Source organism: Bizionia sp. M204, assembly GCF_023205095.1.
GTDB classification, from domain to species: Bacteria; Bacteroidota; Bacteroidia; order Flavobacteriales; family Flavobacteriaceae; genus Algorimicrobium; species Algorimicrobium hallyeonense.
The window spans coordinates 2,965,812-2,989,875 of sequence record NZ_CP046242.1; the positions used below are offsets into that span (position 1 = coordinate 2,965,812).

The 24,064-nt window shown below is 35.9% G+C and carries 19 protein-coding genes; 11 read left to right on the forward strand and 8 right to left on the reverse strand.

From position 1 onward, the window contains the following. Nucleotides 1-39: 39 nt before the first annotated feature. The 5 genes from GMA17_RS13640 to pyk all read left to right on the forward strand — a co-directional run bounded on the left by GMA17_RS13640 (nt 40) and on the right by pyk (nt 4,324). A complete protein-coding gene (locus GMA17_RS13640) occupies nt 40-273 on the forward strand; it encodes an acyl carrier protein (RefSeq protein WP_008637711.1) in 234 nt (77 codons plus the stop codon). Between the two features lie 13 nt (nt 274-286). After that, on the forward strand, nt 287-1,537 hold the full coding sequence (fabF, locus tag GMA17_RS13645) for a beta-ketoacyl-ACP synthase II (protein WP_248397100.1): 1,251 nt from the start codon (nt 287-289) through the stop codon (nt 1,535-1,537). A gap of 7 nt (nt 1,538-1,544) precedes the next feature. Then, nucleotides 1,545-2,285: a ribonuclease III gene (gene rnc / locus GMA17_RS13650; protein ID WP_248397102.1), complete on the forward strand. Its 741-nt coding sequence runs from the start codon at nt 1,545-1,547 to the stop codon at nt 2,283-2,285. A gap of 114 nt (nt 2,286-2,399) precedes the next feature. Then, on the forward strand, nt 2,400-2,882 hold the full coding sequence (locus tag GMA17_RS13655) for an IPExxxVDY family protein (RefSeq protein ID WP_248397104.1): 483 nt from the start codon (nt 2,400-2,402) through the stop codon (nt 2,880-2,882). Beyond that, on the forward strand, nt 2,882-4,324 hold the full coding sequence (pyk, locus tag GMA17_RS13660) for a pyruvate kinase (RefSeq protein ID WP_248397105.1): 1,443 nt from the start codon (nt 2,882-2,884) through the stop codon (nt 4,322-4,324). The genes GMA17_RS13655 and pyk overlap by 1 nt, the downstream gene beginning before the upstream one ends. A gap of 101 nt (nt 4,325-4,425) precedes the next feature. Here the strand turns inward: pyk and dinB are convergent, their stop codons facing one another. After that, the gene (gene dinB / locus GMA17_RS13665) at nt 4,426-5,529 is read right to left on the reverse strand and encodes a DNA polymerase IV (RefSeq protein WP_248397106.1); all 1,104 of its coding nucleotides are present in this window, start codon (nt 5,527-5,529) and stop codon (nt 4,426-4,428) included. Nucleotides 5,530-5,570: 41 nt separating this feature from the next. Between dinB and GMA17_RS13670 the strand changes: the two genes are divergently transcribed. The 3 genes from GMA17_RS13670 (at nt 5,571) to GMA17_RS13680 (ending at nt 7,674) form a co-directional block, all read left to right on the forward strand. Continuing rightward, nucleotides 5,571-6,230, forward strand: coding sequence for an NAD(P)H-binding protein (locus GMA17_RS13670; protein WP_248397107.1), 660 nt, complete (start codon nt 5,571-5,573; stop codon nt 6,228-6,230). A 30-nt stretch (nt 6,231-6,260) separates the two neighbouring features. Beyond that, a complete protein-coding gene (locus GMA17_RS13675; RefSeq protein ID WP_248397108.1) occupies nt 6,261-6,734 on the forward strand; it encodes a CYTH domain-containing protein in 474 nt (157 codons plus the stop codon). A 70-nt stretch (nt 6,735-6,804) separates the two neighbouring features. Continuing rightward, a complete protein-coding gene (locus GMA17_RS13680; protein WP_248397109.1) occupies nt 6,805-7,674 on the forward strand; it encodes an endonuclease/exonuclease/phosphatase family protein in 870 nt (289 codons plus the stop codon). Here the strand turns inward: GMA17_RS13680 and pbpC are convergent. From pbpC to GMA17_RS13705, 5 genes are all read right to left on the reverse strand, one after another. Further along, nucleotides 7,661-10,012: a penicillin-binding protein 1C gene (gene pbpC, locus GMA17_RS13685; protein WP_248397110.1), complete on the reverse strand. Its 2,352-nt coding sequence runs from the start codon at nt 10,010-10,012 to the stop codon at nt 7,661-7,663. The genes GMA17_RS13680 and pbpC overlap by 14 nt on opposite strands. Nucleotides 10,013-10,020: 8 nt before the next feature. Next, entirely contained in the window at nt 10,021-10,335 is a 315-nt protein-coding gene (locus tag GMA17_RS13690; RefSeq protein WP_248397111.1) for an antibiotic biosynthesis monooxygenase, read from the reverse strand. Further along, nucleotides 10,332-11,054, reverse strand: coding sequence for a YqjF family protein (locus tag GMA17_RS13695; RefSeq protein WP_248397113.1), 723 nt, complete (start codon nt 11,052-11,054; stop codon nt 10,332-10,334). Before GMA17_RS13695 ends, GMA17_RS13690 begins: the two co-directional genes overlap by 4 nt. Beyond that, the gene (locus GMA17_RS13700) at nt 11,054-16,627 is read right to left on the reverse strand and encodes an alpha-2-macroglobulin (RefSeq protein ID WP_248397115.1); all 5,574 of its coding nucleotides are present in this window, start codon (nt 16,625-16,627) and stop codon (nt 11,054-11,056) included. Before GMA17_RS13700 ends, GMA17_RS13695 begins: the two co-directional genes overlap by 1 nt. A 94-nt stretch (nt 16,628-16,721) precedes the next feature. Then, nucleotides 16,722-17,831 (reverse strand): isoaspartyl peptidase/L-asparaginase family protein, encoded by a 1,110-nt coding sequence (locus tag GMA17_RS13705; protein ID WP_248397117.1) that lies wholly within the window; start codon nt 17,829-17,831, stop codon nt 16,722-16,724. 121 nt (nt 17,832-17,952) lie between these two features. On the opposite strand from GMA17_RS13705, the gene GMA17_RS13710 reads away from it, so the two are divergent. Further along, complete coding sequence (locus GMA17_RS13710) at nt 17,953-19,506, forward strand: aldehyde dehydrogenase family protein (RefSeq protein WP_248397119.1); 1,554 nt, start codon at nt 17,953-17,955, stop codon at nt 19,504-19,506. Nucleotides 19,507-19,807: 301 nt separating this feature from the next. Here the strand turns inward: GMA17_RS13710 and GMA17_RS13715 are convergent, their stop codons facing one another. Then, complete coding sequence (locus tag GMA17_RS13715) at nt 19,808-20,938, reverse strand: ATP-binding protein (protein ID WP_248397122.1); 1,131 nt, start codon at nt 20,936-20,938, stop codon at nt 19,808-19,810. A gap of 79 nt (nt 20,939-21,017) precedes the next feature. Then, nucleotides 21,018-21,773 (reverse strand): SDR family NAD(P)-dependent oxidoreductase, encoded by a 756-nt coding sequence (locus GMA17_RS13720; RefSeq protein WP_248397124.1) that lies wholly within the window; start codon nt 21,771-21,773, stop codon nt 21,018-21,020. 312 nt (nt 21,774-22,085) lie between these two features. Between GMA17_RS13720 and GMA17_RS13725 the strand changes: the two genes are divergently transcribed. Together GMA17_RS13725 and GMA17_RS13730 are read left to right on the forward strand one after the other, a co-directional pair. Beyond that, complete coding sequence (locus GMA17_RS13725) at nt 22,086-23,087, forward strand: MoxR family ATPase (protein ID WP_248397126.1); 1,002 nt, start codon at nt 22,086-22,088, stop codon at nt 23,085-23,087. A 103-nt stretch (nt 23,088-23,190) separates the two neighbouring features. Then, on the forward strand, nt 23,191-24,057 hold the full coding sequence (locus GMA17_RS13730; RefSeq protein ID WP_248397128.1) for a DUF58 domain-containing protein: 867 nt from the start codon (nt 23,191-23,193) through the stop codon (nt 24,055-24,057). The last annotated feature ends 7 nt before the right edge of the window (nt 24,058-24,064 follow it).

Below are 24,064 nucleotides of genomic sequence, written 5' to 3' on the forward strand. Positions count from 1 at the left end.
TATTTTTGCCAACTAATTAAAACTTAAAATTAAAAGATTATGTCAGACATTGCATCAAGAGTAAAAGCGATTATCGTAGACAAATTAGGTGTTGATGAAAACGAAGTTGTAACTGAAGCTAGCTTCACGAACGATTTAGGAGCAGATTCATTAGACACTGTAGAATTAATCATGGAATTCGAAAAGGAATTCGATATTCAAATCCCAGACGATCAAGCAGAAAACATTGCAACGGTTGGTCAAGCTATCTCTTATATAGAAACAGCAAAATAATTCATTAGAATTTATGGAATTAAAGCGAGTTGTAGTTACTGGTTTAGGAGCACTAACACCTATAGGGAATACCAAAGATGAATTTTGGGAAGCACTAGTAAGTGGAAAGAGTGGTGCTGCACCTATAACGTATTTTGATACTGAAAAGTTCAAGACAAAATTCGCTTGCGAATTAAAAAACTTTAATGCCACCGATTTTCTTGACAGAAAAGAAGCGCGAAAAATGGACCGGTTTACGCAGTATGCTATGGTAGCTTCAGATGAAGCTATTGCAGATTCTAAACTGGACCTAGACGCGGTAAACAAATTAAGAGTCGGTGTTATTTGGGGAGCAGGAATAGGTGGTTTGGAAACCTTCCAGGACGAAGTTTTAAACTTTGCTGCTGGTGATGGCACACCAAGATTTAACCCATTCTTCATTCCGAAAATGATTGCAGATATTGCACCAGGAAACATTTCCATTAAACATGGATTTATGGGGCCTAATTATACAACAGTATCTGCTTGTGCATCTTCGGCCAATGCTATGATTGATGCGCTAAACTATATTCGTTTAGGACATTGTGATGTTATAGTAACCGGTGGAAGTGAAGCTGCAGTAACTATTGCAGGTATGGGTGGTTTTAACGCCATGCATGCCTTGTCAACTAGAAATGAAAGCCCAGAAACAGCCTCAAGACCTTTTGATGCTACCAGAGATGGTTTTGTATTAGGTGAAGGTGCTGGTGCTATTGTACTAGAAGATTACGAACATGCCAAAGCGCGTGGAGCTAAAATTTATGCGGAAGTATTAGGAGGCGGTATGTCTTCAGATGCCTACCACATGACAGCGCCACATCCAGAAGGGATTGGTGTGATTGCAGTAATGAGAAATTGTTTAGAAAACGCAGGCTTAAAACCAGAAGAAGTTGATCATATCAACACGCATGGAACGTCAACACCTCTAGGAGATGTTGCCGAACTGAAAGCAATTTCTGAAGTGTTTGGAGCGCATGCTAAAAATATTAATATCAATTCAACAAAGTCTATGACAGGTCACCTGTTAGGAGCTGCTGGTGCTATTGAGTCTATTGCGTCTATATTAGCAATGGAACACGGTATGGTACCACCAACTATAAATCATGAGGTTGCTGATGAAAATATTGATTCTGAATTAAATTTAACGTTAAACAAAGCACAAAAACGCGATGTTAAAGTTGCCATGAGTAATACGTTTGGTTTTGGTGGCCATAATGCATGCGTATTATTTAAAAAAATTGATTAAACAACGAATGAAAAACATTCGAAACATATTAAATTCCCGTTCAAAATCTGGCGGGAATTTTTTTGTATGTATCCATAATATTCTTGGCTTCAAACCCAAAAATATAGCCTATTACAAAAAAGCATTCACCCATCGCTCCATGAACATTAAGGATGCGGAAGGTCACCCCATTAATTATGAGCGTCTAGAATTTTTAGGCGATGCTATGCTAGGGTCTGTAATTGCATCACATTTATATTCTGAAGTGCCAAGTGGCGATGAAGGCTATTTAACAAAAATGCGTTCTAAAATTGTAAGTCGCGAGCATCTTAACGAGCTTGGAAAAGACTTAAATTTAATTGATTTAGTTGAAAGTAAAATACCTAAAGGTCATTTTGGCGATAATATTTATGGCAATTTATTTGAAGCGTTAGTTGGCGCTATATTTTTAGATCGTGGGTATAAGTATTGCGAAAAGTTTATCTACAAAAAAGTTATTATCCCATATGTAGATATTTCTCAATTGGAAGGTAAAGTAATTAGCTACAAAAGCTTACTGATTGAATGGTGCCAAAAGGAGAAAAAAGTTTTCGATTATAATGTTTATGAAGATACTGGTAATGATGACATTCGCCATTTTGCCGTAAAATTATCTATTGATAATAAAGTAGTAGCAAAAGCACGAGCTACCTCCAAGAAAAAGGCAGAAGAAAAAGCCTCTAAACGCGCCTTTTTCGTTTTTCAAAATCAGATGTCCAAAGATAACTAGCGTATAAAGTTACGATAACGTTTGTGTAACACATTCCTGTTAAGTTTAATATAAACAACATCCAATTATAGCTATTATACACTATCTTTACAAATAGTTTTGATGATTATGCTAATGCAAAAACTAGACTTAAACGATTTTTTAGATACCATAGATTATGCACTAATTGGTATTCATAGCCCTTTAGAAAGTTACCGGTTAGCCTATTTTCTAAATAAAGAATTACAACTTCTTTTATCAAGACAAAAAGCGGATTTAGACTTCGGAAACAACACACAGTACGAAATTTTTGAATGGGTAGATGCGCATAAATTTGCCACATGGCATTTAGTATCAAATAGCTGCCAAGTAGAAGTAATAACGACGGAAAATGATAATTCTCTTTTTGGTTCGCAAGATCAACGAACCACAGAAACCTATCATTTAATACCCGAATACAAAACGGTGAATTATTTTTTGAAAATTTCTGATGACGCTATTACAGAAGATCAAGTTCAGGAGCTAACTAAAAAAATTCAATCCATTCCGAATGTTGTTGCCGCTTATAGTGTCAACCCTTCGGAACTAAAATCTAAAAACAACTTAATATTTTATTAATGTTAAAAAGAAAAAAAACAAAAATAGTAGCCACATTAGGACCAGCAACAAGCACGAAAGCCGTTTTAAAGGCCATGCTAGATGAAGGTGTAAATGTGTTTAGAATTAACTTTTCACATGCCGATTATAAAGATGTAGAAGAGCGCATTGGAATGATTCGTGAATTAAACGATGAATTTGGATACAATGCCGCGATTTTAGGTGATTTGCAAGGCCCAAAATTACGTGTTGGAACCATGAAAGGCGAGGTGATTGTAAATGAAGGAGACGAAATTATTTTTGCAACAGGAAAACGTTTTGAAGGAACCAAAGAACGGGTTTATATGACCTATGATAAGTTTCCTCAAGATGCCAAACCAGGCGAACGGATTCTGTTAGATGACGGGAAACTTATTTTTGAAGTCGTATCAACCGATAAAAAATCGGAAGTCAAAGCGCGCGTTATTCAAGGTGGACCATTACGCTCTAAAAAAGGCGTTAATTTACCAAACACAAATATATCGCAACCGGCTTTAACAGAAAAGGATATTGAAGATGCTATTTTTGCCATTAAAATGGAAGTGGATTGGATGGCTTTATCCTTTGTACGTCATGCAGAAGATTTAATGCAATTAGAAGAATTAATCAGTAAGCACAGTGACCATAAAATTCCAATTATTGCTAAAATTGAAAAGCCAGAAGCGGTAGAAAATATCGATAAAATTGTTGCCTATTGCGATGGTTTAATGGTAGCTCGTGGCGATTTAGGTGTGGAAATTCCAGCGGAAGAAGTGCCACTCATTCAAAAGCAATTGGTACTACGCGCAAAACAAGCTCGTATTCCCGTAATTATTGCAACACAAATGATGGAAACTATGATTTCCAGTTTAACACCAACACGAGCGGAAGTTAATGACGTGGCCAATTCAGTTATGGATGGTGCCGATGCCGTTATGCTTTCAGGTGAAACTTCTGTAGGGCAATATCCGGTTCAGGTAATTAGGCAAATGTCTAATATTATCAAAAGTGTGGAAGATTCCAACTTGATAAAAGTACCACAAATGCCACCTCATATTCGAACCAAACGTTTTATAACAAAATCTATTTGCTATCATGCCGCCAATATGGCAAACGAAATTGATGCAAAAGCTATTTCTACATTAACAAATAGTGGTTATACGGCTTTCCAAATTTCGGCATGGCGACCAAAAGCACATATTTTAGTATTCTCGTCTAACCGCAGGATTTTAACCCAACTGAATTTACTTTGGGGTGTAAAAGCATTTTTCTATGATAAATTTGTGAGTACAGATGAAACCATTGAAGATGTTAATACCATAGCTTGCCAAAAAGGCTATTTGGAAGAAGGTGATATGTTGGTGAGTTTAGCAGCTATGCCAATTCAGGATAAAGGCATGGTAAATACGCTTCGAGTGACTGAAATAACAAGTTGTAATTTTTAAGAATCGACCACCATTTTAATATAGGAAGACCTCATTAATCATAAAACTAATGAGGTTTTTTTTGAATTCTAATTTATTAAACGCTCCCCCAAGGTGCTATTCTAAAAAGCAAACTGCAATTGCACACTAACCGCTTTTTTTTCTTCGGGTTTTTTGGTTTTTTTATCGGTGTTGAGGTTGGATAATGAGATTCCTAAAAGTCGCACCGAATTTTGCATACTTTCTTGATACAATAAATCTTTGGCTGTTTCTAAAATTACGCTGGCATCACTCACAAAATACGGCAATGTTTTACTGCGTGTTTGCATGGTAAAATCGCTATATTTTATTTTTAAAGTGATGGTTTTTCCCGCCACATCACTTTTTATTAATCGTTTGGACACTTCGTCTGCAATATGTTCTAACTTTTCCAACATGAAAATTTCCGAGGATAAATTTTCACTAAAGGTCCGCTCGGCAGCTAATGACTTTCGAATTCTATTTGGTTTAACTTCGCTGGTATGTATCCCGCGAACCACGTGGTAATAAAAACGACCAGATTTACCAAAATGTGTGTCTAGGTATTCAATGGTTTTCGACTTCAAGTCGGTGCCTGTAAAAATACCGAGCTGATACATTTTCTCGGCCGTTACTTTCCCAACACCATAAAATTTCCGAATATCTAAACCTTCTAAAAAGGGTAAAACATCTTCAGGATTTACCGTTTTCTGGCCATTAGGTTTGTTGTAATCACTGGCAATTTTTGCAATAAATTTATTGATGGAAATTCCGGCGGAAGCTGTTAAGCCGACTTCATTAAAAATACGCGTTCGGATTTCTTGGGCTATTAAACTCGCACTGGGATTGCCTTTTTTATTTTCGGTAACGTCTAGATAGGCTTCATCTAAAGACAAAGGTTCTACCAAATCGGTATAATCGTAAAAAATGTTCCGAATCTGTTTAGAAATTTCACGATACCGATCAAAACGGGTTTTAGTAAATATTAAGTCAGGGCACAAACGTCTGGCTTGCATACCGCTCATGGCACTACGAACGCCAAACTTCCGAGCTTCATAACTAGCAGCACTAACTACACCACGATTACCAGAACCACCAACAGCCACTGGCTTCCCTTTTAATTCAGGATTATCCATTTGCTCTACAGACGCATAAAAGGCGTCCATATCCACATGAATAATTTTTCTAATGGGAAATGTGTCTGGCATGATGTAAATTTATAATATCTTTAGCATATAAACAGGTCATTATGGGTAAAACAGCTATCATTTTAGGTGCAACAGGATTAACTGGCGGTTTGCTATTGCAGCAACTTCTGGACGATAACAGATATGATAAAATTAAGTTGTTTTCACGATCGGCTTGTGGTATTGGTAATCCCAAAATTGAAGAGCATTTGGTGGATTTATTCGAATTAAAATCCCACCAAGAACAGTTTACAGGCAACGTGGTCTTTTGTTGTATAGGAACCACCAAAGCCAAAACGCCTGACCAGGAAACCTATTTAAAAATTGATTATGGTATTCCTGTTTCCGCTGCTGAAATGGCTAAAGAAAATGGGATTAAAACCTATATTGTGATTTCTGCCTTAGGTGCTGATAAAAACAGTAAGGTGTTTTACAATCGTACGAAAGGTAGAATGGAAGAGGCCGTTTTGGCACAACAAATATCAAATACCTACGTGCTCCAACCATCTCTAATTGGTGGGAGTCGTGATGAAAACCGTTTAGGTGAAAAACTAGCTAAAATTGCTATGACTGTGGTTAATCCATTTTTAATAGGTTCATTGGCTAAATGCAAATCCATCCAACCAGAAACCATTGCTAAATGCATGATTTTTTTGGATAATAACAGCTATCCAGATAGTCGGATTTTGTCGGATGATATTAAACACATTGCAAATCAATAACGCATTTTCGCTTCAGCGAAATCTTTAAATATGATTGAAATAGAACGCAAATTTTTAGTCACTTCAGAACAATTTAAAACTGAAGCCATTCGAAAAACACGGATTAAGCAAGGGTTTTTAAATACGGATAAGGCACGAACGGTTCGTGTGCGCCTCAAAGGAGAAATAGGTTTTATAACTGTTAAAGGCGCTTCTACCGATGATGGTGTTTCACGTTTTGAATGGGAACATGAGATTTCAAAAGCGGATGCTGATGCCTTATTAAAATTATGCGAAACCGGCATTATTGATAAAATACGTTATGATATAGAAGTGGGTAATCACCTATTTGAAGTCGACGAATTTTTTGGTGATAACACGGGATTAATTGTTGCCGAGGTAGAATTATCGCATCCAACCGAAATATTCAAAAAACCGACTTGGCTTGGAGTAGAAGTGACAGGTGATGCTAAATATTATAATTCGCAATTGAGTAAGAACCCTTTTAAAAATTGGAATTCATGAGGGATTTTGTAAGTTTCAATAGAAATATAGCTGCTTTATTAGCAGGTAAAATTGAAAATCTACAGCCTTAATGAAACAATTAAAAACAGGTATTCAAGTTTTAATTATTATTGCTGTACTCATACATTTTAGGGTTAAAGATTACTTCTATGTGTCTGCCATCATCTTTTATGCATTTCCGCTTCCAATTATCATGCTATTAACTTCTTTTTCAATTATAGTTAATAAGAAATGGCGCAAAATCTCCATGTTATTTCTACTGGTTTTAAGTGTTATCTGGTATTTTAAAAGCTATGTTTCAAATCATGAAAATGCCGCTACTGAAGGTTTGGAAGTCGTTGTTTGGAATGCGGGACATAATCAAAGTTTTGAAGAGGCTTTTCTTGAAAATAAACGGATTCCAGATGTCTTGGTTTTAATAGAATGCAATTTAAAATCCATTCAAAAAACGCAAAATACATATCCAAATTATTACTTTCACTTATCGGAAGAAGAAATAGGGATATTCTCCAGAACGCCTCTAAAAATCATTAGTGAAGTTACTTCTGAAACCAATTCTACCGTTTTAAAATTTGCTACAAATAACATCATTTTTTATGCAGTTGATTTAACGGCTGAAATATTTAATTCCAGAAAAGAAGAGCTTCAATTTGTATACTCAAATATAGAATATCATAATAATTCGGTTGTTTTAGGCGATTTTAATACACCTTTAGAATCCATTTATTTTGAAGACTTTAAAAACAATTACAATCATGCGTTTTCTGTTAAAGGAAAGGGCTTTAAAGAAACTTGGTTTTGGAATTTACCACTTTTATCACTGGATCATATTTGGGTGTCTCATAATTTGAGAATAGGTAAAACGGATAAAATATCTACTTGGAAATCAGATCACAGTATGTTGCGAACGTTTATAAGTAGACCAACTATTCGGAAATAGTCATCCAGCGTTTGGCTTCATTTCCAAAGGTATCCACAACCGTTAGCAAATGTTTTCCTTTTTGAGGAATAATTCCAAATTCATGGATATTTTGCGTACTCCCTAAAAACTGCTCATTCAAATACCAAAATACGGTGGTTTCAGGTTTGGAATGTGCTATTTTTAATATGAGTTCATTAGTTTTTCCTCCAAAATCCTTCGGAAGGAAAATGGTGTTGTTATCATTGGGATACATGAATTGCATAGAAACGGCATTTTCTCCTAAACAATCTGCTCTAAAAGGTGGTAAGGGTTTGTAAAAGGGATTTTTGGTTTTATAATAATAAGCCATTAGTGGTGGTAATACAAACCACGATTTATGCGAAATATCGGCAATAGACTCACAGGAGGAATTCACTTGAAACTTCTCTAAATTATCTAAATGAACCAATACATGATACGGACAAGGCTTGGTTTTTAATCCTGAAACTTGAATAAATTTTTGTTCTACCACATCACAATTTGGCGATGCACGATGACCACTTTTTTTACAAATACTAACTTCCTGCATCTCATCAAACGGTTTTGAAAACCAATCGCTATGTGGTAATAGATTAAATACATCAAATAAAATGGGTGCAGCAGTTTGCACACCTACCAAGCCAGGTCTGCCCTCACCATCGGCATTACCAACCCAAACACCAACCACATAATCTTTAGTTGTTCCAATAGCCCAAGCATCACGGAAACCGAAACTAGTACCTGTTTTCCAAGCTATTTGTTTAGAGCCATCATAAAATTCCCAATTATCATCACCTTCTGGTCTGTTTACGGTTTTCAAACTTTCGTAGGTTAAATAGATGGAAGCGGCATCAATAAGCGTTTTATCGGCTGTTTTTTTTCCGAAGTCGACTGTTTGGGAGTTGATGAAAATGGGTTCCGTAAATTCGTTACTAAAATATTCACTAGATGTTTCCGAAAAATGATTTAGGGTTGAAGATAGCGCAGCATAACTCTTACATAAATCCCATAAATTACTTTCAGCACCTCCTAAAATAAGCGATAATCCATAATAATTGGCAGATTCCGAAAGGTCTTTAAGCTCAAGTTTTTTTAGATATTGATAGAAGCGATCTAATCCAAATTCCTGCAACATTCTAACCGATGGCACATTTAAAGAGCGTGATAAGGCGCGACTAGCCGGTACGGCTCCATCATAAGTTTTGTTGTAGTTTTCGGGATTATAACTTCCATACTGTGTTGGTATGTCCGCAACTAATGTGTTTGGTAATAAATCGCCAGCATCCAACATGGCTGCATATAAAAAAGGTTTTAAAATACTACCCGTACTTCGTGGTTTATCAATAATGTCCACATCTTTTTGGTGTAATTTGTCTGTTGGTGTATTTCCAACATAAGCCAAAACCTTTCTGGTTTTAACATCTAAAACTAAAACAGCCGCATTGTGAATCCCGTTTTGCTTTAGTTGATTATAATGTGTTTTTACAAGTTGATTCACACGAACTTGTAAATGATTGTCAACTGTTGTTTGAACGCGTTTTCCCGAATGTTTTGTCGCTACTTTTTGTAATAAATGTGGAGCCGTTTGTGGCAATGCATACGGTTTTTGCGGTAAACCTTCGGCAATAGATAGTTGATAGGTTAAAGAATCAATAACAGCGTTGTCTCGTAATTTTTTGAGTAAACGATTGCGTTTATTACGTAATTGTTCTTGATTTTTCCCAGGATAAATTAAACTTGGTGCATTGGGTAAAACAGCCAAGGTTGCATGTTCTGCCCACGATAATTGATTGGCATCGCGATTAAAATACCGCCAAGATGCGGCATCCAGTCCAACCACGTTTCCACCAAATGGTGCATTGCTGGCATAATAGGCTAAAATTTGATCTTTGCTTTCGCGAAGTTCTAAACGGGTTGCTAAAATAATTTCAATAACTTTTTCAAAGTAGGTTCTATTTTGGCCTTTTCGGGATAAACGGATTACTTGTTGTGTGAGTGTGCTTCCACCACGTTTAATACCGTTAGATTTTAAGTTCTCTTTAAAGGCTTTAAAAATAGAAATTGGATTAAAACCAGGATGTTTGTAGAAATAGGCATCTTCAAAAGCAATAATACAGGTTTTAAATTTTTCTGGAATAGAATCGTTGTGTGGAAATCGCCATTGACCATCACGTGCAATTTGTGCACCTAAAAGACGATTGTTTTGGCTAGTAATGACTGTCGCTGTTGAATCTGTAAATAATGGATTGGGTAAACAGAAATAATAGGCAATAAGTAATAGGAATACTATTACCGATTTTATTTTGTTTGCTTTTATGTAAGATATAATCTTCTTCATGTAGACTCCTACTCTCGTAGGAATTCGTATTCCCGTTCCACTTTACAAATCCGAACGTGATACCAATTATACCAGTGTTCACGACCTTTCTGTTGCGCAATTATATGTTCACTTTCTTGTTTCCAATTTTTAATGGCATCTAAACTTTCCCAATAGCTAACGGTTATACCCAAACCGTCTCTGGCGGATTCTATGCCAATAAATCCGGGTTGTTGTTTGGCAAGTGTCTCCATTTTTTCTGCCATTTCAGGATAACCTCCAATACAGTCTGTTTGTGTTGAGGTGAAAATAACAGCGTAATAGGGTTTAAAGTCTTTACTCATAATTGTAGTTTCTTTTTATCCCAAGTTAGCACTTGAACACCTTTAGAATAGTGAACTTTATCAGGCTTATTATTTACTAATTGATTGAATTTAGGATACGCTATTTCTAATTTTTTGATCGTAATAGCTTGCATTGGCCATTCTTGATGATGTACATCGTATTCAATTATTTTATTTTTATGTTCTTGATGAACAGCATAACGTTCGGTTAACCAGATATCAGTTTCATCTTTAATAATAGGGTCACTTCCTATTCTGTATTCCATATAAAATGAATCGTTATTTTTTTTGTTGTTAGATTCATAGCTATAGCCTGTTCGTTTCATTTTAGAATACTGATAAGGGAATTTGGATATGGTTTTTAAAAGTTTGCACGAGGACCGTTTGCTCCCTTCCATATTTAAAAAATAAACACTTGGTTTTTCATTACAAATGGTATAAACCCTAATATTTATCTCGTGAAAATCGGAAATGTGAGGTAGTTTTGGCAGACTTCTAATGCCAATATGATTCATGTTGAAAGCGACTAAACTAATCCATGTTTCGCCATTTATAGTATTTAATTGAATGCCTTTAGGTAGAAAGGGTTTTATGGATTTCGAAGATACTTTCCAATGTAAAAAAATAGCATCGTTCCATTCTTGATAAAATTTCCAAGAACGGGAAGGAACTTCAAAAGTTCGATGTTTAGTATGCTTTAATATGGTTTTAGCTTGCATTATTTTTCAACAGTAATCCATTGTCCTTTATTTCGCACTAAATAATCATTGTCATACATAGCTTCCGCTTGAATGCCAGGTAAATAATAGGTTCCTAAAAAGGACGCATTCAGCATAATATGAAAAGTTTTACTGCCTTGCTTTCCTTTTTGTGGCAAATCGAAATAGTAGTTCACCTCATTATCACGAATATCGGTATAACGTGCTTGACTCGTAGTTGCCGCACCAAAATCGGTAAAACGGGTATTAATGACTTCCCAACCAGATGGGAATAATTGGGTGAGTGCCACATCGTTTATATTTTCATTTTTAAGATTGCTAACTGTAATGCTTGCCACAAAATCCTGACCTTGTTTTAAATTGGAAATATTAATTTTAGAGCCAGTTAAATCTTTATAGTTGACGGAAACATTCAATCCACGTTGTTCTGTGAGCTCTTGACCAAGTGGAAGTTTCCCAGAGTTAAGCACGCGTACATACACCAAATTGGCTTTTTTATTTGTGAATGTTAATTCATTTGAGCCATCATATATCGGTAAATCACGTTGCGCAATAGCCGATTTGGATTGGATAGTTTCAGATTTCCCGTTGATAGTGTACGTAAGATTTAAATCTTTGCCACCATTGGCTTCCACCATTTTTGCCATAGCCAACAAGCTATAAGCTGTTGTTTGGGTACTCATCCAGCGGTTGCTCGATAAATCATTCGCTACATATTCTGCTAACTCACGTTGTTGTGGGTTTTTAGTCAGCACCATAGTTTCCAAAGCCATGGCACGATTTCTATCTACCGATCCGTAGGTGTAGTAATTATATTTTGGTGGTTGGAAATTAATATTAGCTGTTTTTGAAATAGCCTGACTCGCCTCATTTTGTCCAGCCAACGCATAAGCTGCTGCCAAACGCCATTTAGCTTCGTTGGATATTTCAGAAAACTCACGTAACCGGTTCATTGCCGCTAAATCTGCTTGTCCAGCTAAAGCCAATGTGTAAAGTCGGTAGGCTTGTGCTAAATCTGAATTATAGGTTCCGTAACTTGGTCGCCAATCACGAGCCGCTTGTTTTTGATAGGATATCCAATTGTTCTTAAATGTTAATGGTAACACATAGCCTTTCTTTTCTGCTTCTAGCATAAAGTGACCAGCATAACTGGTGGACCAATCGTTTGTAGTGTTTTCGCCCATCCAATAACTCATGCCGCCATTAGGCATTTGAAATTGCGCCAAACGCTTGATGCCACTTTCAATGTTTTTCTGAATGTCTTGTTTTTTGTTTAGTGTTAAATCGAAAATATCATTTAAATATAATTGTGGAAAAACACCTGATGTGGTTTGTTCTAAACAGCCATGTGGATATCTTATTAAGAATTGTAAACGTCTTGTGAAATCCATAGGTGGCAACGTTGAAAACTCTACCGTAGCCGAATTGGTTCCTATTTCACCAAAGGTTGTAAAGGTTAGTGTTTCTGAAGCATTTGCAGCAACCGATTTGTCAAGAGGTTTGGATGAAATCGGATTCGGGTTCATCACATCAATCTCAACTTTATAGGTCGATTTTTCGCCATTACCTTTGGCAATAACTTCAATAGTATTAAAGCCTTTTGCTTGACTGACATCCAATTCAAAATAGCGCATTTTTTCGTCTGGCTTATCGAAGGTGATATTTTGTGTTTTTTCGCCAACTACAGAAATCCCATTGCTTAATTTCAAGCTGATTTCTACATTTTTCACTTTGTTTTCCATAGCAAAAACGGTCACAGGAAGGGTTACTTTTTCACCTGGACTTAATTTTCTTGGTAAAGAAGCTAAAACCATAAGCGGTTTTTTCACCTGAACCGATTTATCTACACTACCATAGGCTTCGTTGTTTGCGTTTCCAGCGACAACCATGGTCCGAACTGCTCCAATATAATTTGGTAGTTTAAGCGTGTGCGATTTGTTTTCGCCCGCCTTCAAACTAAAAGGTCCTAAATACGTTACAACCGGTTTAAAGCGATTGGCTTTTTTGTTTTTACCTGCTACAGCATTTCCATCACCACCAATTGCGAAAACCTGATCGATACTTCCAGAATAGGCGCCAATTATAGCATCAAAAATATCCCAGGTTTTAACGCCTAAAGCTTCACGTGCATAAAATTCGTCCCACGCATTTGGTGTTTTAAATCGCGTTATATCTAGCAAGCCTTCCTCTACCATGGCAATGGTGTAGGTCATGGCTTTGTTATTTTTTTCGGAAACCGTTACCTTAAATTCCTGTTCTGGTTGTAACACCTCCGGCATTTTAAGTTGAGGTTCCAATTTGGTGTTTGGATCTTCAACCATTAATGGAATAACACCAAATAAACGAATTGGTAAATCGTTTGCCGTTATAGCATGCGGCTGCAAAAGTGAAATATTAATAAATACGTTTGGTGCCATTTCGGGCGTAATTGGAATGGTTACTTTGGTTTCGCCTGGAAGCGTTTTTGCCCATTTGGTTTCTAAGACTTCCGTACCGTTTTCTACACTTACCAACGCACGACCTTCACTACCAGAATTAAATGTAATGGTAGCCATTTCGCCAACATTATAGGTTTCTTTATCTGCGGAAAATACTAACATTTTTGCGGCTTCTTTATCGCTAGTCGGTGCTTTTTGCCACCAGTTTTTATAAAAGTAAGCTGTACGTCCAGTAGCATGACCACTTACGGGATCGATAACTCGAATAAGGTAACGTCCACCTTCTTCGTCTGGAATTTTTATATTGAAACTTCCTTTGCCTTGGGCATTGGTGTTTACTTTACTATCTAAATACGGTCTGTGATAATTACTGGATACGTAACTGGACAGATTATCTTCAGAGGCATTCCACCACCAACGCCATTCAATTTTATAGATTTTTACTTCCAAATTATTGCGTTGAATAGGTTTTCCATCTTTATCTACAACCACCACATCAAAGGTTTGATTTTCATCTGTAAAAAAGGAACCATATGCTTTTGGTTCTGGCGATTGTAAACCGACAAAGGACTCGTAAGGTGCAAAAGGCATGGTGAATGCATCCATTGAAAAATCGCCGCCATTTTCAAAAGCACGTACTAAAAACTGCACGTTTAACATGCCAGGCGCATTTTTGCCAACCTCTAATTGATTGTTTATTTTTGCGATGCCTTCGGCATTCACATTCCCTTCAAAAACGGTTAATTCTTCGGTTTCAAATTCGCGTGTTGGATCGGAAAATATGTAGTTTTTGTAATTTTTGAATCCGGAGTTGGAACTGCTAATTTTCGCTTTAATTTCAGCTTTCAGATTTTTTCCAACTGCGCCATGCAGCCATTTTACATCTAGCGTTCCTGCTAGTGGCTGATTGTTGGTTAAAATCTCGTTTTCAAAATCGACTTTAATTTTAAGACGATTTGGTTTAACAGTTTCAATCTTTAATGTTTTATAAAATGTAGCACCACCAACGGAAACTTTGGCGCTGTAATTTCCGGTTTTATCCTCTGTGTTTGTAGGAACTGTAAATCTGTAAAAATTATTAAGGTTGTCGGTTGTGATATTTTTGTATGTCAGTTTTCCATTTGGATCTGTTATTTCTAATTTCACAGGATGTGCTTTTGGTAATTTATTCGCTTTATCATTCAACATAAAGGTTAAATGAAGTGTGTCTCCAGGACGCCAAACACCACGCTCGCCATACAAATAGCCTTTAAGTCCACGTTGCATTTTATGACCAGAAACATCAAATTTACTTAAGGAAAGTGAGTTGCCATCCGCTAGTTTTAAATACGAGGTATTACTGCCTTTTTTTACAATGGCAAAAGCTGCATGCTTATCCGCATCAATGGTTAATAAGCCTTCCGAATCTGTGAAAAGTGTTACCATTTCCTGTTGCTGAAAATTGTAAAGCGTTACGGATGCATTGGCTTCAGGATTGGTTGTTAAAATATTGGTAACCGCAAAATAATAGGAGTTATTCTCGCCACGTTTGGCAATCACACCCAAATTGGAGGCGAGTAAATTTTGAGATACAATGCGGTTTTCATTATAATAAGCTACATGACATGGATTTTCGCGCTCACGCCAGTTATAAGGGTAGTTTTTGTAATTGTAAATTAAATTATCCCAATAGGCTTCTTCCCGTAAATCGTCATCCTCGGTGTAGGATTCCTCGTTGTAATCATTACCATAATAATCATCCTCATAGTAGTAATCGTCATAATCATCATGGTTTACTGCGGCTGTTTCGTTAGCACTACAATCGTATAACGAATAATCTTTATTGAAGCTCAATTCTACCCGGTAAATGGCTCCAGGATCGGCCGTAAAGAATTTGGATAAATCAATGCTATAAGCACGCCATTTTCCGGTGTTTTCAGCTGCCGATTGTAGTTCTATAGTTTGTTTCGCAATCCTGCGACCTACTTGCCGGATATTATAAGAGTTGTTACTATCTAAATTATTTTCCTGTAAAAACTGTAATATATTATCTTGATATATCTTAATAATACGGACATCGACCGCTTTTAGGTTTACCGCTTCAAAATTAAATTTAAGCTGCTTGGAATTTGGTAGAATACTTCCATTACTAATTAAACGAACTTGTGGTTTTAAGTTTTCAAAAGTAATTTTTTCTGAAAACGGTTTCTTCAATTTAAAACCATCTGTATTGGATATCCCTTGAAAAATATCTACTTGAATATCACCAACTAATTTGCTTTCTGGGTAGACTTTTAAAATATTTCCTTCAACAATAAATTTGGGGTTTTTGCTTTTTTCAATGGTTACTAAACCATCAAAATTTTGCTGTTTTTTAAGCGGATCCGAGAAGTTAATGGATACGTATTGCTCGGGTAACTGAATCACTTCCACATCCACAATGGTGAAATTATTGATGCCAGGAATTGTCAAAGTGTTTTCACCTGTATTGTCAGCATTAATGGCTTCACCTTGCCATTTAACTAAAATTTCAGAATCCTCTATTTTTCTATGAATACTGTCAATTTTGAATTCAAAAACGCGTGATGTTTGGTTGTATTCATTAAAAACTACCTGTAAGTTTTTGCCATTTTGTGAAGCTTCTACTAATTGTTTAGCTTGCTTTAAGGAGATGACATCGGAAGCACGCAAAACTGCTTCAACATACTGCCATTCCTTGCTGTAAGATTGCAAATTAGTGGTATTAATCGTAAAATTTGGCGTGATGGTTTTAAACTGAAAGGTGTAATTGCCAAAGTAATTGGGAATGTCTGGATAGATTTTTTTGAGTTTAACGGTAACGGTATATTCTGTAGAAGGATCTAGGGGTTCATCTGGTGTAAATAAAAGAGATTGCTGATTAACCACCATCAATTTACCGGTAACATGTGGTGAAACCTTTACAATATCATCCAGTATTTCCTGTCCCATTTCCCATTTTTCAACCGGTTTGGTTAGGTTAATTTGAATTGGGTCTGCAATAGAGTTTAAACCCGATGTGGTATAGCTTATGTATTCGCGAAATTTAAAAAGATTATCTGTTTCGGTATCTTCCTTTTTACAAGACGCCAAAACTAATAGGATGACAATGAGGGTTACGATTTTTTTAAATAACATATACGATTAATTTTTGTTGAATAAATATGACTGATGTTCTTCCTAACGTTTTTAGACTAGGAAATTTTGAGTGTTAGGGTAGTTTAGGCTGCAATTAATTTTCATTGTCTTTGTAAATACCGATGGTTAATTCTCCTTGGTCATTCATAGAAGCGCGATACATGCCAGCTGTGTTAAATTCCATTACCAAATTTCCATATTTGTCTACCGCAATAATCCCGCCATCTCCACCAAGTTCTGGAACTTTTTTCTGGATAACCTCGCGTGCAGCCTCTTGAAGCGTAAGACCTTTATAATCCATTAAAGCTGAAATATCATGAGCTACCATAGCACGAATAAAAAATTCGCCCCAACCTGTACTAGAAACGGCACAAGTATTATTATTGGCATAGGTTCCTGCCCCAATAATTGGTGCATCGCCTATACGTCCCCAACGTTTGTTAGTCATACCACCTGTTGAGGTTCCCGCTGCTAAATTGCCATTTTTATCTAAAGCCACACAACCCACAGTTCCAAATTTTGAATCTTTAATGGTGGCATCATAAAAAGCAGATTTATTATCTATTTCTTTTTTGCTAACTCTGTTTGCAGGTGCTTTTTCTTCGCGTTCTTTCAAACGTTTTAAACCATTAAATCTGTTCTCCGTAAAAAAGTAAGTAGAGTCTACAATTGTTAACCCTTGTTCTTGGGCAAATGTTTCGGCACCTAAACCAGATAGCATTACGTGTGGTGATTTTTCCATGACAGCACGTGCTAAATTTATGGGGTTTTTTACTGTTTTAGTTCCAGCTGAGGCTCCAGCATTTAAGGTTTTTCCATCCATAATAGATGCGTCCAATTCATTGGTTTCGGCATGGGTGAACACAGCGCCTTTTCCTGCGTTGAATAGTGGCGAATCTTCTAAAATATTAATCGTTTTTTCAACAGCATCCAAACTACTTCCTCCGTTACTTAATATTTTGTGGCCTACGCGAATGGCTTCTTCTAGTTTGGCTTCGTAAGCAGTTTCATCTTCGGCCGTCATATTTTTTTTCAAAATTGTTCCAGCACCGCCATGAATAACTATAGCAAATTTGTTTACCTGTAGTTTGGTGCTATCTATAACTTCTGGATTATTCAGATTGGAAATGGCTTCAAGCTCCTCTTTACTTTTACAGTTGAAAAATAAAATTAAAAGAATTAAAACATATAAGAGGTTTTTCATAAGTAATGACTTTTAAATGAGAACTGAAAGTTAACAATTTTTAAAACGTTTCACTTTAGTAAGGCGACATTTATTAGTATATTTGCGAATAGTAAGAATAATAATTAAAAAAAATAGATTTATGCAAGAAGTTGCAACAGATTTCGGAATTGAAAAAGCCCTAAAAGCATTAGGTGTTAAAGATATAAATGAAGGAACATCAACAGGTTCCAATAATTTTTCAAGTGGTGATGTTATTGAGAGTATTTCACCAGTTAATGGAAAATTAATTGCCAAAGTTAAGACAACCACTAAAGCAGATTATGAAAAAGTGATGGATGCTGCAACAGCTGCTTTCCCAATTTGGAGAGCTATGCCAGCACCTCAACGTGGTGAAATAGTGCGTCAGTTTGGAAATAAATTACGTGAGTTAAAAGAGCCTTTAGGACGATTAGTATCTTTTGAAATGGGGAAATCACTTCAAGAAGGTTACGGAGAAGTTCAAGAAATGATTGATATCTGCGATTTTGCCGTAGGATTATCTAGACAATTAAACGGACAGACAATGCCATCAGAACGCCCGGGTCATGTTATGCGCGAGCAATGGCATTCATTAGGTGTGGTTGGTATTATTTCAGCATTTAACTTCCCGGTGGCAGTTTGGGCTTGGAATACAGCTTTAGCTTGGGTTTGTGGTGATGTTTGTGTTTGGAAAGCTTCCGAAAAAACGCCGTTATGTTCTATAGCATGTCAAAATATTATTGCCAGTGTTTTAAAAGATAATAATTTACCAGAAGGTATTTCTTGTATTATAAATGGTGATTATAAGGTTGGTGAAATGATGACTACGGACACACGTATTCCATTAATTTCAGCTACAGGGTCTACACGAATGGGTAGAATTGTTGGTGTTACCGTTGCAGAACGTTTTGGAAAATCCTTATTAGAATTAGGTGGAAATAATGCCATTATTATTACACCAACGGCAGATTTAAAAGTAGTAGTTCCAGGTGCGGTATTTGGCGCCGTAGGAACAGCTGGACAGCGTTGTACGTCTACACGTCGTTTAATTATCCATGAATCGGTTTATGATAAAGTAAGAGATGCTATTGTTGGTGCTTACAAACAATTAACTATTGGAAACCCGTTGGATGAAAAAAATCATATTGGACCATTAATTGATAAAGATGCTGTAAACGCATACTTGTCAGCTATTGAAAGAGCCAAAGCAGAAGGCGGAACCGTTTTGGTTGAAGGTGGTGTTTTTGAAGGTGAAGGTTACGAAAGTGGCTGTTACGTAAAACCAGCTATTATTGAAGCTGAAAACCATTATGAAATTGTACAGCACGAAACATTTGCTCCTGTTCTTTATTTAATGAAATATTCAGGAGACGTAGAAAATGCTATTGACAAACAAAATGGTGTGGCACAAGGATTATCTTCAGCTATTATGACCAATGAAATGAAAGAAGCCGAGAAATTCTTATCATTCGCAGGTTCAGATTGTGGTATTGCCAATGTAAACATTGGAACATCAGGTGCTGAAATTGGTGGTGCTTTTGGAGGAGAAAAGGAAACAGGTGGTGGACGTGAGTCTGGATCTGATGCTTGGAAGGTTTACATGCGACGTCAGACAAATACGATAAATTATTCTGATGAGTTACCATTAGCTCAAGGAATTAAGTTCGATTTATAAGCGACTGACAACATAGAAATTAAAAAACCGTTTTATTTCAGTTTAGAAATATAGCGGTTTTTTTATGTCGTTTAAATTCATAAGAAAATGATTATAATCGAGGAAGGTTCTATATCTGTATTGAGGGTGCCTAAAAAAACAAAAAGCCAAACCAAAAGTAAAATAACTTTTAATGAGGCTTTTGTATGTTAGTTGATTAATAGCAAGACAAATGTAGATAAAATAGGATATGTACATTTCAAGAAATACATAACTGGTGGAAAATAATTTATTTTTGGTATGTATTTATGTGTAATTAACATTAATCATATTGTACTTTTCTTAAAATGCGCATTGTTTGTTTATAGAGTATGTATATTTCAGGATAATTTTTCAATAGTAATTTCGCGTCAATAAGTTTATTAATGGCTTCTTCAAAGCCATTTAAGTAGCAAATTAAATATGTGGCTGGTACATTTTTTAAATCAATGAGCTCACGTTCCGATAATACGTGATTACTGGTTACTTTTTCTAGAAGTGCATTATTAGCGTTATAAATATGGTGCAATACTTTTTTATTGTATTGTGGAGGTTCAAAAACAAGTGTACTATTAATATTGTATTTTCCATGCTCGGAAAAGTGAATACTTGTTTCTTCCAACGGATAATACCGAAAGGCTTTTTGCAATCCTAAATTAATGTACTCTATAATTTTAAAGGAATCTTCGGTAAAGGATATGGAAACTTCATCCAGAGCTGAATAAAATAATCGCACTTGCTCATTAATAAGCTCAATATCTACACGCGAATAAAAGGTTTCATTTTTTACTGTTTTTTTCTGTCCGGCCCAACAGACAACAAAATACTCTTTAAAAACTTTGTATTGTGGTTCATAATCTTTTCGAGATTTCATAAAATCGAAAACACCGTCCAAAGTATGAGATATATTGTTTTGAGAATGTGCTTCAATGGCTTGAACAATTTCGGAGTTGTTATCGGTAATGTCAATATCAAACACTTTGGGCATGCTTATGCTACCATCTCTAAAAAACACGGCGCCGCCATAATACTTCCAAATGTTTTTACGGAGGGAGGTTATCTTACCAGTGCCTCTAATAGTTACAAGCCCTACAACTTTATCTTCTGGCAAATGCGGAAATGAAATATTCTCATATTGAACTATTGGCGGATTGGTTAAGTAGGCATTGATGAGGTTTTGTATTTTACTGTCATCAAAAAAATCGACACCTATAATCTGGCTATCTTCATCTTCAACTCCAATTACAATATAGGAGTTGTTTTTAGGGTTGCTATTGGAAAGTGCGCAAACATGCTTTAAAAATTTAGCTTTACCTTCTTTGAGGCTAATATCTATTTGACGCTTTTTATCATAGAAACTGTTCTCATCATTATGAGCTAGTAAGTTTTTTATGAGGAGGCGTTTGTTAATCATGCTTAATTCCCACGAAAGTGAGAATCTTTTTTAATTTGTTTTCAATAAAAAATAATAATAGAAAATAAATAATCAAGAATTATAAATCTTTCTTTACAATTGTACTACTAGCTTGAGCGGATGGAAACACCAATAAATCGGCAATGTTTACATGAGTTGGTCTGCTAATGGTAAAATAAATAATCTCTGCAACATCTTCAGGTTGCAGCGCTTTGTATCCTGTATAAACGGAATTTGCTTGTTCTCCACCTTTAAAACGAACTTGAGAAAATTCAGTTTCTACCAAGCCTGGATTAATGGCACTAACCTTAATGCCATGGGGATTTAAATCTATTCGCATACCTTCTGTAATAGCCAAAACCGCATGTTTCGTGGCACAATAAATATTTCCTTTTGGGTAAACTTCCTTTCCAGCTGATGAACCGATATTAATAATGTGTCCAGATGTTCGTTCAATCATTTGAGGCATGATTAGCTTGCTTACATAGAGCAACCCTTTTACATTAATATCCATCATAGCATCCCAATCATCGGTATTTCCGTCTTGAATAGTATCCAAACCATGGGCATTTCCTGCGTTGTTAATTAAAATGTCAATCTGTTTGAATTCAGCGGGCAAGCTTTCAAAAGCGGTTCGTGCAGCTTCAAGGTCACGCACATCAAAATTTAAGGCATAAACTTCCGTTTGTTTTTGGAGCACACTTTTTATGGTGTCCAAACGGTCTTGGCGTCTGCCACATAAAATAAGGTGAATGCCGTGTTTTGCAAATTCGTGAGCAGTGGCACGACCAATTCCGCTTGTTGCGCCTGTTATTAGAGCTGTTTTGTGTGTCATTTATATATTATATTTTTCTGATAGTTTATTAGGAGTAATAAACACCTGTGAAATTACAAAAAAATTAAAACGATACTTCTAAATAGCTATTGGTTTTTAATTGTATTATCCCTGTTAATTAAATTGTGATTTCATGAAATTTAAACAGTTTTATATTTGAATTTGAAAAGAAATCGTTAAATTTTTAATAATTCACTTATAAAAAACACATTAATTTTTAACCAATTATTAACAGCATGAAAGCAAAAATTTTAACAATTTAGCACTCTTAAAGAAACCCACTGTTTTCGGGTGTTTTAAATTAAAAAAAGAATGGAAGAAACGCGTACAATTGACATTGCGTCTATTAACGAGAAAATTGAAAAAGAAAGTGCTTTTATAGAATTACTAATGTTTGAAATGAACAAAGTAATAGTTGGGCAAAAACACATGCTCGAACGTTTACTGATTGGTTTGTTAGGACAGGGTCATATTTTATTAGAAGGTGTACCTGGTTTAGCAAAAACATTAGCTATTAACACACTGTCTCAAGCTGTTCATGGCTCCTTTAGTAGAATCCAGTTTACACCAGATTTGTTACCTGCAGATGTTGTTGGTACACTAATTTACAACATGAAGGAAAATGATTTCAAGATAAAAAAAGGACCCATCTTTGCCAATTTTGTGTTAGCCGATGAAATTAACCGTGCACCTGCAAAAGTGCAATCGGCTTTATTAGAAGCCATGCAGGAAAAGCAAGTTACTATTGGTGATGAAACCTTTGTTTTAGACAAACCATTTTTAGTAATGGCAACTATGAACCCGGTTGAGCAAGAAGGAACCTATCCGCTACCAGAAGCACAAGTGGACCGTTTTATGTTGAAAGCAGTCATCGATTATCCAAAAATTGAAGACGAACAACTCATTATGAGGTCAAACCTTAAAGGTGCTTTTGATAAAGTAAATCCTGTTGTTACAGTAGATCAAATTATACAAGCTCAAAAAGCAGTTCGCGAGGTTTATATGGATGAAAAGATTGAAAAATATATTCTCGATATTATTTTCGCAACGCGTTACCCAGAAAAATATAAGTTGGCAGAATTAAAACCACTTATTTCTTTTGGAGCTTCTCCACGTGGTAGTATTAACTTGGCAACAGCTGCAAAATGCTATGCGTTTATCAAGCGTCGTGGTTATGTAATCCCGGAAGATGTTCGTGCCGTAATTTATGATGTATTGCGCCACAGAATTGGAATTACTTACGAAGCGGAAGCAGAAAACGTAACCTCGGAAGATATTATTAGCAAAATTGTAAATGAGATTGAAGTACCGTAAAATGAGTTTTTAGTATTCAGTTGCAGTAAACAGTTAAAAGGTTTGCTGGAATATGAATACAAGAAAAGCTTAAAACTGCGACTGAACACTGTTTACTGAAGCGATGGATACAAAAGAATTACTAAAAAAAGTACGAAAAATAGAGATTAAGACACGCAGGTTGTCTGATCATATTTTTGGAGGTGAATACCATTCCACCTTCAAAGGTCGTGGGATGACTTTTAGTGAAGTGCGTCAGTATCAATATGGCGATGATGTTCGAAATATAGACTGGAATGTTACCGCCAGAACCAACGAACCACACATAAAAGTTTTTGAAGAGGAACGTGAACTAACCATGATGTTAATGGTAGATGTTTCAGGTTCTGAATTTTTTGGAACAGATTCTCAATTTAAAAATGAGATAGTTACTGAAATTGCTGCAACATTGGCATTTTCGGCTACTCAAAATAATGATAAAATCGGTCTGATTTTATTTTCAGATGCTATTGAACTTTATATTCCACCTAAAAAAGGACGCTCGCATGTGTTGCGAATTATCCGTGAGCTCATCGAGTTTAAACCACTAAGTCAGAAAACCGATATAGCAGAAGCTTTGAAGTTTTTATCGAATGTTATGAAACGGAAAGCCATTGTTTTTATGTTGTCAGATTTTATGGCAGACGATTATCGTCATAATTTAAAAATTGCTGCTGGACGTCATGATATTTCTGGAATTCGTGTGTATGACAGGCATGAAGAAAACATACCAAATTTAGGAATGGTCCAAATGCAAGACCAAGAAACAGGTAAAAGTATGTTGGTAAATACGGCATCAAAACGTGTGCGCTTAGCTTACAGCAAACATTATAATGACCGTGTTACTTATTTTAAAGAAAGTTTTTCCAAATCAGGAGCAGGTGTTATTGATTGCCGTGTGGATGAAAGTTATGTTAAAAAATTATTAGGCTATTTCAAGCAAAGAAGCTAATTGATAT